This is a genomic window from Burkholderia sp. HAN2018 (assembly GCF_024704855.1).
GTDB lineage: Bacteria > Pseudomonadota > Gammaproteobacteria > Burkholderiales > Burkholderiaceae > Burkholderia > Burkholderia cepacia.
This window is the reverse complement of the sequence record NZ_QOBB01000223.1, coordinates 1-11,076: the sequence shown is the minus strand read 5'-3', so window position 1 is coordinate 11,076 and position 11,076 is coordinate 1. Positions and strand designations below refer to the sequence as shown.

Genomic DNA, 11,076 nt, shown 5'->3' with positions numbered 1-11,076 from the left:
CGCCCGTGTCGCCCGCCGACGCCCCCTCGCTGTTCAAGGGCTCCTGAGCGGCCGTGGCGAACGCCCGCGCCCCCGAAACCCCGGCCGCCGCGCCGTCCGTGCGGCGGCGTCTCGCCGCGCTGCTCTACGAAGGCGTGCTGCTGTTCGGCGTGGTGTTCTTCGCCGGACTCGCGTTCAGCCTCGCGACGCAGCAGCGCAATGGCCTCGTCCATCACAACCTGCTCGCCGCCTGGATCGCGCTCGTGGTCGGCGCGTACTTCGTCTGGTTCTGGACCCACGGCGGCCAGACGCTGCCGATGAAGACATGGCGGCTGCGGCTCGAATCGTCGAGCGGCCGGCCGCTGAGCGCGGGCCACGCGCTCGTCCGCTATGCGCTCGGCTGGCTGTGGTTCCTGCCGCCGCTCGCGCTGCATCCGCTCCTCGGCCTGTCGGTACCCGTCACGCTCGCGCTCACCGCCGCGTGGATCGTCGTGTGGGCCGGCGCGGCCCGGCTGCATGCCGGCCGCCAGTTTCCGCACGACCGGATCGCACGCACGCGCGTCGTCGCCATCCCGCGCTGACGCGTTGAAGCGCTGACGCACCGCATTCACCAGACGAAAGCACGTCGCCGAGGCGCCCACCCGCCCGGCCCGACAGCCTTGCCGGACAAGCGCCGGACGTTCCGTACGGCAGGCCGCACAACGCCCCGCCATTCACTGCTAAACACCTTGCAGCGGTCGTAATAAGAACGTCTCGTGACTGTCACGGCACAGTCACGCCCGCGTGGCGGAATGCCGGTAATGTCAACCGGCGCGAGTCATGCATGGGCCAGAAAACGTCTGCGACCTCCCTGTTCCGTCACCCTCTCGGCGCCCGCGCCGCCACCGCCTTCCTGTCCGGTTCCGCCGCAACCGACGGGCAGGTGTCGCAAGAACCGCCTGCCGGTCACGCCACGCGGCATGACGACCCCGACTCGTCCGCGCATCGTTACCGCACCATCTGGCTGTCCGACATCCACCTCGGTTCGAGCGGCTGCCAGGCGCCTTACCTGCTCGACTTCCTGCGCCACAACGATTCGGAGTACCTGTACCTCGTCGGCGACATCATCGACGGCTGGCAACTGAAAAAGGGCTGGTACTGGCCGCAGGCGCACAACGACGTCGTGCAGAAGATCCTGCGCAAGGCGCGCAAGGGGACGCAGGTCGTCTACATCCCGGGCAACCACGACGAAGGCGCGCGACAGTTCTGCGACCTCGCGTTCGGCGACATCCAGGTGCGCGGCGAGGCGTTCCACACGACGCTCGCAGGCAAACGTTTGTGGATCGTGCACGGCGACCTGTTCGACGGCGTGATCCAGCACGCGAAATGGCTCGCGTACCTCGGCGACACGCTCTACACGCTGATCCTCGTGCTGAACCGCTGGTTCAACCGGATCCGCAGCCGGCTCGGCTTCCAGTACTGGTCGCTGTCGCAGTACCTGAAGCACCAGGTCAAGAACGCCGTCAACTTCATCTCGCAGTTCGAGACCGTGATGACCGACGAGGCGCGCCGCCGCGGCTGCGACGGCGTCGTGTGCGGGCACATCCACAAGGCGGAGATCCGCGACATCGACGGCGTGCTGTACTGCAACGACGGCGACTGGGTCGAGAGCCTGTCCGCACTCGTCGAAACGATGGAAGGCGAACTGAAGATCGTCTACTGGACGGTGATGCGCACCGCACCGTCGGAAACCTCGTCGCGCAAGGCCAAGGCCACTGCCTGACACAACCCCGCACCTACAGGACATTGCCGCGATGAAGATCATGATCGTCACCGACGCGTGGGAACCGCAGGTCAACGGCGTCGTGCGCACGCTGAAGAGCACGTCGCGCGAACTCACCGCGCTCGGCCACCGCGTCGAACTGCTGACGCCGCTCGAATTCCGCACGGTGCCCTGCCCGACCTACCCCGAGATCCGCCTGTCGATCCTGCCGTACCGCAAGCTGCGCGCGCGGATCGACGCGTTCGCCCCCGACGCGTTGCACATCGCGACCGAAGGCCCGCTCGGCCTCGCCGCGCGGCGCTATGCACGCTCGCGCAAGCTGCCGTACACGACCGCGTATCACACGCGCTTTCCGGAGTACGTGCAGGCGCGCTTCGGCATCCCGCTCGCGGCAACCTACCGCTTCCTGCACTGGTTCCATGGCCCGTCGCTCGCGGTGATGGCGCCGACGCCGGTGGTCAAGCAGGATCTCGAGAAATTCGGCTTCACGAACGTCGTGCTGTGGACCCGCGGCGTCGACCTCGACGTGTTCCGGCCGATGGAATCGAAGGTGCTCAATACCGCGCGGCCGATCTTCCTCTATGTCGGCCGCGTCGCGATCGAGAAGAACGTCGAGGCGTTCCTGCGCCTCGACCTGCCCGGCTCGAAATGGGTCGCCGGCGAAGGCCCCGCGCTCGCTGAGCTGAAGTCGCGTTATCCGGAGGCAAACTATCTCGGCGTGCTGTCACAGGCCGAGCTCGCGAAGGTGTATGCTGCGGCCGACGTGTTCGTGTTCCCGAGTCGCACCGACACGTTCGGCCTCGTGCTGCTCGAGGCGCTCGCCTGCGGCACGCCGGTTGCCGCCTATCCCGTGACGGGCCCGATCGACGTGCTCGGCGAAGGCGACGCCGGCGCGATGCACGAGGACCTGCAGGAAGCCTGCCTCGAAGCGCTGAAGATCGAACGCGCGACTGCGCGCGCATGGGCCGAACGCTTTTCGTGGCGCGCGGCGTCCGAGCAGTTCGCGTCGCATCTGAAGCCGCTGCCGAAGACCGCGTACTCGCCAGCAGAAGGTGCCGCCGTTTGAAACGAGACCTGAACGACAAGTCCCCGCCCCCCGACGCCACGCCGCAACGGCACCGTCCGTTCGACGAGGAAGAGCCGCATGCCGATGCGGACGTGCATGCGCACGAGCCGCTCGGCCCCGACGATCGGCTGACGCCGCTGCCGCCGAACCCGTACAAGCGCCACCGCGGCATCACGCGCGCCTGGTACGCGCTCAAGCATTCGCTGAACGGCTTTCGCGTCGCGATCCGCGAGGAGAGCGCGTTTCGCCAGGAACTCACGCTCGCCGCGCTGATGCTCCCGATCGGCGCGTTTGCGCCGGTGCCGGCCGCCTCGCGTGCGCTGCTGATCGCGTCGGTGCTGCTCGTGCTGATCGTCGAGTTGCTGAACTCGAGCGTCGAGGCCGCGATCGACCGCATCTCGCTCGAACGCCACGAACTCTCCAAACGTGCGAAGGACCTCGGCAGCGCGGCCGTGACGGTCGCGCTGTTCGCATGCGTGACGACGTGGGCCTTCGTGCTCGGCCCGGTCGTCGCACACTGGCTGGGCTTCTAGACAAGCGCCGGGCGCACGCGCCGCGCACCGCCCGCGTGCGGCGCTGCACCATGCGCCGTGCGGGGCCGCGCACACGAAATGCGCCCGGTGTGGCGAAACCCCGGTTTATAATCGTCCGCTAGACATAGAACAGCAACCCGCGCCGGACGAATCACGCAGCATCGATTGCAGCGCCCGCCAGTCCGGCACACACAGGGCCGGACGACATGGAAGCGAAACCTCCCCGCCGCACCCGCGAACGGATTCTCGAGTTGTCGTTGAAACTCTTCAACGAGATCGGCGAGCCGAACGTCACGACCACGACGATCGCCGAGGAAATGGAAATCAGTCCAGGCAACCTGTACTACCATTTCCGAAACAAGGACGACATCATCAACAGCATCTTCGCGCAGTTCGAGCAGCAGATCGAACGGCGGCTGCGCTTTCCCGAAGATCACCGTCCGACGATCGACGAAACCTGGTCGTACCTGCAGTACATGGCCGATTTCATGTGGACCTACCGGTTCCTGTATCGCGACCTCAACGACCTGCTCGCGCGCAACCGCACGCTCGAGACGCACTTCAAGCAGATCATCAGCCACAAGGTGCGCTTCGCGCGCGACATGTGCGAGCTGCTCGTATCCGACGCCGAGATGGTCGCGACACCCGCCGAGATCGAGGTCATCGCCACCAACATGGCCGTCATTTCGACGTACTGGCTGTCGTATCAGTACGTGATGCATCCGCGCAAGTACAACGACCAGGACGCGATCCGCGAGGAACTGCATCAGGTCAGCATGCACGTGATCTCCGTGATGGCACCGTATCTGCGCGGCCGTTCGCGCCAGCTGTTCGACGACCTGGTCTCCGGCAAGCTGCCGAAGCGCCAGTTCACCGACTACCTGCCGCCGCGCGACGGCTCGCCGCGCCCGGCAGACAGCCCCGTCGTCACCGGGCAGGCCCCCGCCAAGGATTCCAAGCAATGAAGGCAGTCTGTGTTTACTGCGGCTCGTCGTCCGGCGTCCGGCCCATCTATGCCGACGCCGCGCGCGCATTCGGCCGCGCGCTCGTCGATGCGGGCCTCACGCTCGTCTACGGCGGCGGCCGCGTCGGCCTGATGGGCGTGATCGCCGACGAAGTGATGGCGGCCGGCGGCCGTGCGGTCGGCGTGATCCCCGAATTGCTCGTCGACAAGGAAGTCGGCCATACGGGGCTGTCGGAACTGCACGTCGTGCCCGACATGCACCACCGCAAGAAAATGATGGCCGACCTCTCGGACGCGTTCGTCGCGATGCCCGGCGGCGCCGGCACGCTCGAAGAGCTCTTCGAGGTCTACACGTGGGCGCAGCTCGGCTATCACCGCAAGCCCGTCGCGGTCTACAACATCGATTCGTTCTACGATCCGTTGATCGCGCTGCTGCGCCATACGGTCGACGAAGGCTTCATGCGTCCAGCCTATTTCGACGCGCTGTGCGTCGAATCCGAACCCGTCGAACTGATCGAGCGACTGCGTCGCTACCAGCCGCCCGCCCGCGACAAGTGGGCACCCGACGCAGCCAAGTAAGCGCCACCGGAACCCGCACGCGATGACCGCACCGTCCGACCGCAAGGCCGTCCTCATCACCGGCGCGAGCCGTGGCATCGGCCGCGCGACCGCCGTGCTCGCGGCCGGGCGCGGCTGGGACGTCGGCATCAACTACGCGCGCGACGCGGCGGCGGCCGAACTCACCGCGCAGGCGGTCCGCGACGCGGGCGGCCGTGCATGCGTCGTCGCGGGCGACGTCGCGAACGAAGCCGACGTCGTCGCGATGTTCGACACCGTCACGGCCGCATTCGGTCGCTTCGACGCGCTCGTCAACAACGCGGGCATCGTCGCGCCGTCGATGCCGCTCGCCGACATGCCGGCCGACCGGCTGCGGCGGATGTTCGACACCAACGTGCTCGGCGCGTACCTGTGCGCGCGCGAAGCGGCGCGCCGGCTGTCCACCGACCGTGGCGGTCGCGGCGGCGCGATCGTCAACGTATCGTCGATCGCCTCCCGGCTCGGCTCGCCGAACGAATACGTCGACTACGCGGGCTCGAAGGGCGCGGTCGATTCGCTGACGATCGGTCTTGCGAAGGAACTCGGCCCGCACGGCGTGCGCGTCAACGCGGTACGCCCCGGCCTGATCGAGACCGAAATTCACGCGAGCGGCGGCCAGCCGGGCCGTGCGGCCCGCCTCGGCGCAACGACGCCGCTTGGCCGCGCGGGCGAAGCGCAGGAGATCGCCGAAGCAATCGTCTGGCTGCTTGGCGACGCGGCGTCCTACACGACGGGTGCCCTGCTCGACGTCGGCGGCGGCCGGTAATACCGTACTGCGGCGCAGCAAAAACCGCCGCCCGAGAGGATCAGTCGTCACGACACCACAAATCTCCACAATTCCGTGACACTATCAGTAAACTCTCGTAACAATTCCATGGTCTACTAGCGGGCATTCAGACAGGCGTCATCAACACCTGTCCGTTATCCCTTGATGTGGCCCTAATCGGTCCTGCCCATGTCGCAGGACCAGCTCGACTCGACCCGAGATCTTTTCCATGCCCGGAACCGCAGCGCCCGGCCGGCGACGCACGTCTGTGCCCGCCCCGGCTCAGCACACCCGCTCGACCGCCGACACCGACCTCACTGCAACGCTCGACGTCGCCGGCACGCCCGACGCCGCCTCGACCGTCGCAACCAGCACCACGCACGAGCGCTCGTTCCTGCTCGGCTGGCGCGCATGGCTGTTCGTCGCCGCGCTGATCTGCGCGTACGTGCTGCCGGGCGTCCTCGGTCACGATCCCTGGAAACAGGACGAAACCTACACGTTCGGCATCATCCAGCACATGCTCGAGACGGGCGACTTCGTCGTGCCGACCAATGCCGGCCTGCCGTTCATGGAAAAGCCACCGCTTTACGCGTGGGTCGCAACCAGCCTCGCATGGCTGCTGCAACGCGTGATGCCGCTGCACGACGCGGCACGACTCGCGAGCGCGCTGTTCGCCGCGCTCGCGTTCGGCTTCATCGCGCGCACGGCGCGCGTCGCCAGCCGCGCGAACACCTGGTTCGACCTGCGCGTGATCGGCCCCGTCGTGTTGAGCGCGGGCACGCTCGTCGTCATCAAGCACGTGCACGACATGATGACCGACGTCGCGCTGTTCGCCGGCACGGCAATCGGCTTTAGCGGGCTGCTCGAGCTCGTGATGCAGCATGTCGCGCGCGCGCAGCAGATGCGCCACGGGCTGCCGGTCCGACCGTCGGGCCGCTGGGCCGCACCGATCTTCGGCGCGGGCGTCGGCATTGCACTGATGGCGAAGGGGCTGTTCGTGCCGCTCGTGTTCGCGGCCTCGCTCGTCGGCGCGCTGGTGCTCTATCCGGCCTGCCGCACCCGCTCGTTCGCGCGCGCGCTCGGCATCGCCGCGCTCGTGTTCGCGCCGTTCGCGCTCATCTGGCCGACCGCGCTGTTCATGCGCTCCGAGACGCTGTTCATGACGTGGTTCTGGGATAACAACGTCGGCCGCTTCTTCGGCTTCTCCGTCCCCGAACTGGGCGCGGAGAACGACAAGCCGTTCTTCATCCTCCGCGCGTTCCTGCTCGTCGGCTTCCCGGTCGCGCCGCTCGCGATCGTCGCGCTCGCGCGCGGCGTGTGGCGCGACTGGCGGACGCCGCGCGTCGCGCTACCCGTCTTGTTCACCGGCATCGGTCTCGCCGTGCTGCAAGTGTCCGCGACGTCGCGCCAGCTCTACATCCTGCCGTTCTTCGCGCCGCTCGCGCTGGTCGCCGCGCAGGCCATCGAGCGCCTGCCGCGCCGGCTGCATCTCGCGTGGGATTACCTGAGCCGCATCCTGTTCGGCGCGGCCGTGGCGCTCGCCTGGGCAATCTGGGCGGTGATGGCCGATCCGGCCGCGTCGCGCGCGGATCTGGCGCCGCTCGGCCGCTGGCTGCCGCTCGACTGGACGATGCCGATCGAACCCGCGCTCGTGACCGGCGCGCTCGTGCTGACGGTCGGCTGGCTCACGCTGCTGCCGAAACTGCGCGCGACGGGCCTCTGGCGCGGCGCCCTGTCGTGGGGCGCCGGCGCACTCGTCGCATGGGGGCTCATCTACACGCTGCTTCTGCCGTGGCTCGACGTCGCGAAGAGCTACCGCTCGGTGTTCGACGACCTGAACGCGCATCTCGCGCTCGAATGGAACGACGGCGACTGCATGGCGAGCCTGCACGGGCTCGGCGAATCGGAAGCGCCGATGCTGTACTACTTCTCCGGCATCCAGCACACGCCGATCGACGACGCGAAAACGACGCGCTGCACCTGGATGATCGTCCAGGGTGTGCGGGCCGTCGATCCGGCGCCTGGCAGCGAATGGAAATTGTTCTGGTCGGGCGCGCGCCCGGGCGACAACGACGAACTGCTGCGCGTGTACGTGCGCACGCCCGAGCAGCACCTGCAGTGACGGATGGCCGCGCGGCGCACCGTCGTGCGGCCCCTCGTGCCATGCGGGGAACGGCGAACACCGCCGCCTGACACGCGAGCAGCCGCCGGGAAACGCGCGCCGCCGACCGGCGCGCCCGGCTGACGCGGGTGGCCGCGCGACGCCGCGGGGCTGCCCCCTCCCCTTATCGCGCGACTGCGCGAATCTTCAGAACGACGAACCGGGCTCGCGAAGAAACGCCGTTTCCTCGTCGCTCGACTCGCGTCCGAGAATCGCGTTCCGGTGCGGAAAGCGGCCGAAGCGCTCGACGACCGCCGCATGCAGCAACGCGAAGCGGTGATAGCTTTCGCACCCCGCCTCGTCGCGGATGCCCGCGCACAGGCGCACGGCCTCGCGCTGGCTTTCGACCGACTCGTCGTGCTCGAACGGCAGATACGCAAACGCGCGGTGATGTCCGCTCGGCAACTGCGCGTCCCAGCCGGCCGCGACCACGCGGCGTGCAAGCGCGAGCGCCTTCGGGTCGGCGGCAAACGCGCGCGGCGTACCGCGATGGATGTTGCGCGAGAACTGGTCGAGCACGACGATCAACGCAAGTGCACCCGACGGCGAACCTGCCCAGTGATCGCATCCGCCGTCGCACGCAGCGTCGAGCAAGGCGCCATAGCGTGTGCGCAGCACGTCGTCGAACGCCGCCCCGCCGTTGAACCAGACCTTGCGCGTATGCCCGAATTCGGCCGAGCCCGGCTCGCCGAACCAGAAATCCAGGATCTCCCGCGCATGCGGATCAAGCGCCGCGCCTGCGTGGGTGGTGTCGATCGTCATGCAAACTCCAGGACGAGGCGCCGGGTGCGCGCGCTCTTCTTTTCCAGTTTCGCGATTCGCAGCTCGCCGATTTCGGCCGTGTTGCGCACATGCGTGCCGCCGCACGGCTGCAGGTCGACATGCTCGATGCGCAGCAGCCGCACCCGGCCGAGGCCCATCGGCGGCTTCACGCTCATCGTGCGCACGAGGTCCGGCCGCCCGGCCATCTCGTCGTCGGTGATCCACTCGGTCGTGACCGGGTGCGCGCCGACCACCAGGCCGGCGAGGCGCCGCTCGACATCGTCGCGGTCGATCGGGTCGGACGTCGCGAAATCGAGACGGACATAGTCGGCCGTCACGCTGCAGCCGTCGACCGCGTACGGCAGCACCGCGCACATCAGGTGCGCGGCCGTATGCAGGCGCATGTGGCGGTAGCGGCGCAGCCAGTCGATCTCCGCGGCGACGCGCGTGCCGGGCACGAGCGCCGCGACACGCGCCTCCTGCCCCGGTGCGGGCACGTGCACGGCATCGTCGGGCGTCGCGCCGTCGAACTTCGCCTTGCGCGTATCGGCGATCGCGATCGTGCTGCCGTCGGGCAGCGTCAGCGTGCCGGTGTCGCCGGCCTGGCCGCCGCCGAGCGGATAGAACACGGTGCGGTCGAGCCGGATGCCGTCTTCACCGACGGCCAGAACGACCGCGTCGCATTGCGTGAGGTACGCGTCTTCGCGAAACAGCGCTTGTGTCGTCATCGGGCAAACCTCGTATCGATTGGGGAAGCGGCCAGTGTCGCGCCACGCGGTGCGCGCGCCCAGACGCAGATCGCCCCGCGCGCGTGCAGCGGCGTACCGGTCGGTCAACCGGGCCGGTTGCGCATCCAGTCGGCCGTATCGTAGAACGAATGCATGAGCCGCTCGCGCAGCGGTTCGGGCAATCCGACGTCCTCCATCGCCCACGCCATGCAGCGCAGCCACTGATCGCGCTCGACCGACGCGATCGGGAACGGCAGGTGCCGCGCGCGCAGCCGCGGATGGCCGAACCGGCTGATGTAGTGGTCGGGGCCGCCGAGCCACCCGCACAGGAACCAGAACAGCTTGTCGCGCGAACCGTCGAGCGACGCCGGGTGCAGCGCGCGAATCTGCGCGAACTCGGGCTCGAGGTCCATCAGGTCGTAAAAGCGGTCCACCATTTCGCGCACGCGGGCTTCACCGCCCACGAGTTCGAACGCCGTCGGCTGCGACGGCGCATCGTCATTCACATCGGTCATACGGATAGTCGGAAAACGGGATCTTCGGGGCCGCCGGCGACGCTCATGCGTCGCGCAGCGACTGCAGCGCGGGGCGCCGCAGCACATTATGCAGGCTCAGCCAGCCGGCCGCACCGGCGCACGCGATGCCGGCCGCGATGCCGGCCGGCACGAGCCACGGATCGACGGCGAGCTGGAAGTCGAACACGCGCGACGCGAGCACCCAGCCGACCGCGATCGCCCCCGCCGACGCCAGCGCGCCGGCCAGCGCGCCGACCACGATGAATTCCGCGCGCTGCACCGCATTGACCTGCGCCCGCGATGCGCCGAGCGCGCGCAGCAGCGCAGCCTCGCGCACCCGCTCGTCGCGCGTGCCGGCCAGCGCCGTGTAGAGCACGAGCACACCGGCCGCGAGCGTGAACGCGAACAGGAACTGCACCGCACCGACCACCTGCAGCATCATCCGCTGCAACTGCGCGAGGATCGGCGCGACGTCGATCGCGGTCAGGTTCGGGTAGCGCGCGATCAGCGGATCGAGCAGCGCGGCGTCCGAGGCCGGCAGATGGAAACTCGTCAGGTATACGGCCGGGAAATCCTTCAGCACCGGCGGCGGCATCAGCACGAAGAAATTGACGCGGAACGAGCCCCAGTCGAGCTTGCGCACGCTCGTGATCGGCGCGTCGACCGTCAGCCCCGTCACGTCGAAGCGCAGTACGTCGCCCGGCTTCACGTTCAGCGTCTTCGCGAGGCCGGCCTCGATCGAGATCTGCGGCGTGGCCGCGGTGCCGAACCAGTCGCCTTCGACGATCCGGTTGTCGGACGGCAGCTCGGTCGTATAAGACAGGTTGAACTCGCGGTCGACGAGCCGGCGGGCCTCGTCGGACGGGTAGGCATCCGGATTCACCGGCTTGCCGTTGATCGCGACGAGGCGGCCGCGCACCATCGGCGCGGGCACCGCGTCGCGCACGCCGTGCGCGGCCAGATACGCCGCGACGTCGGCACGCTGGTCGGGCTGGATGTCGATCAGGAACTGGTTCGGCGCATCGGGCGGCGTCGACTGCCGCCAGCCCGCAACGAGGTCGTTGCGCGTGATCGCGATCAACAGCAGGCACATCAGGCCGAGCGCCAGCGCCGTGATCTGCAGCGCGCTGGCCGTGCCGCGCCGGTGCAGCGACGCGAGCGCGTAACGCCAGCCGACGCCCGCGGCCACACGCGCGTTGCGCACCGCCCGCGCGGCGGCGAACAGCACGAGCCGCGCGATCAG

12 protein-coding genes are annotated in these 11,076 nt (G+C 68.6%); 8 read left to right on the top strand and 4 right to left on the bottom strand.

Translation table 11 applies throughout. The features are described 5' to 3' along the window. Positions 1–53: 53 nt before the first annotated feature. The 8 genes from DPV74_RS33810 to DPV74_RS33775 all read left to right on the top strand — a co-directional run bounded on the left by DPV74_RS33810 (position 54) and on the right by DPV74_RS33775 (position 7,789). The gene (locus DPV74_RS33810; protein ID WP_060086020.1) at positions 54–560 is read left to right on the top strand and encodes an RDD family protein; all 507 of its coding nucleotides are present in this window, start codon (positions 54–56) and stop codon (positions 558–560) included. Between the two features lie 242 nt (positions 561–802). After that, entirely contained in the window at positions 803–1,741 is a 939-nt protein-coding gene (locus DPV74_RS33805) for a UDP-2,3-diacylglucosamine diphosphatase (RefSeq protein WP_059697932.1), read from the top strand. A 31-nt stretch (positions 1,742–1,772) separates the two neighbouring features. Next, a complete protein-coding gene (locus tag DPV74_RS33800; protein ID WP_027786855.1) occupies positions 1,773–2,807 on the top strand; it encodes a glycosyltransferase family 1 protein in 1,035 nt (344 codons plus the stop codon). Continuing rightward, on the top strand, positions 2,804–3,340 hold the full coding sequence (locus DPV74_RS33795) for a diacylglycerol kinase (protein ID WP_027786854.1): 537 nt from the start codon (positions 2,804–2,806) through the stop codon (positions 3,338–3,340). The genes DPV74_RS33800 and DPV74_RS33795 overlap by 4 nt, the downstream gene beginning before the upstream one ends. 206 nt (positions 3,341–3,546) lie before the next feature. Next, positions 3,547–4,305, top strand: coding sequence for a TetR/AcrR family transcriptional regulator (locus tag DPV74_RS33790; protein WP_021161119.1), 759 nt, complete (start codon positions 3,547–3,549; stop codon positions 4,303–4,305). Beyond that, positions 4,302–4,883: a TIGR00730 family Rossman fold protein gene (locus DPV74_RS33785; protein WP_021161118.1), complete on the top strand. Its 582-nt coding sequence runs from the start codon at positions 4,302–4,304 to the stop codon at positions 4,881–4,883. The genes DPV74_RS33790 and DPV74_RS33785 overlap by 4 nt, the downstream gene beginning before the upstream one ends. A 22-nt stretch (positions 4,884–4,905) precedes the next feature. After that, positions 4,906–5,667, top strand: coding sequence for an SDR family oxidoreductase (locus tag DPV74_RS33780; RefSeq protein WP_027786852.1), 762 nt, complete (start codon positions 4,906–4,908; stop codon positions 5,665–5,667). A gap of 229 nt (positions 5,668–5,896) precedes the next feature. Beyond that, positions 5,897–7,789 (top strand): glycosyltransferase family 39 protein, encoded by a 1,893-nt coding sequence (locus DPV74_RS33775; RefSeq protein ID WP_119338765.1) that lies wholly within the window; start codon positions 5,897–5,899, stop codon positions 7,787–7,789. A 186-nt stretch (positions 7,790–7,975) separates the two neighbouring features. Here DPV74_RS33775 and DPV74_RS33770 read toward each other — a convergent pair whose 3' ends face one another. The 4 genes from DPV74_RS33770 to DPV74_RS33755 all read right to left on the bottom strand — a co-directional run. Beyond that, a complete protein-coding gene (locus tag DPV74_RS33770; protein ID WP_060349736.1) occupies positions 7,976–8,590 on the bottom strand; it encodes a DUF924 family protein in 615 nt (204 codons plus the stop codon). Beyond that, the gene (locus tag DPV74_RS33765) at positions 8,587–9,318 is read right to left on the bottom strand and encodes an alanyl-tRNA editing protein (protein ID WP_048020474.1); all 732 of its coding nucleotides are present in this window, start codon (positions 9,316–9,318) and stop codon (positions 8,587–8,589) included. Before DPV74_RS33765 ends, DPV74_RS33770 begins: the two co-directional genes overlap by 4 nt. Positions 9,319–9,422: 104 nt before the next feature. Continuing rightward, positions 9,423–9,833: a group II truncated hemoglobin gene (locus DPV74_RS33760; RefSeq protein WP_006398765.1), complete on the bottom strand. Its 411-nt coding sequence runs from the start codon at positions 9,831–9,833 to the stop codon at positions 9,423–9,425. 43 nt (positions 9,834–9,876) lie between these two features. Next, a partial coding sequence (locus DPV74_RS33755; protein WP_119338764.1) for an ABC transporter permease occupies positions 9,877–11,076 on the bottom strand: 1,200 nt, incomplete at its 5' end.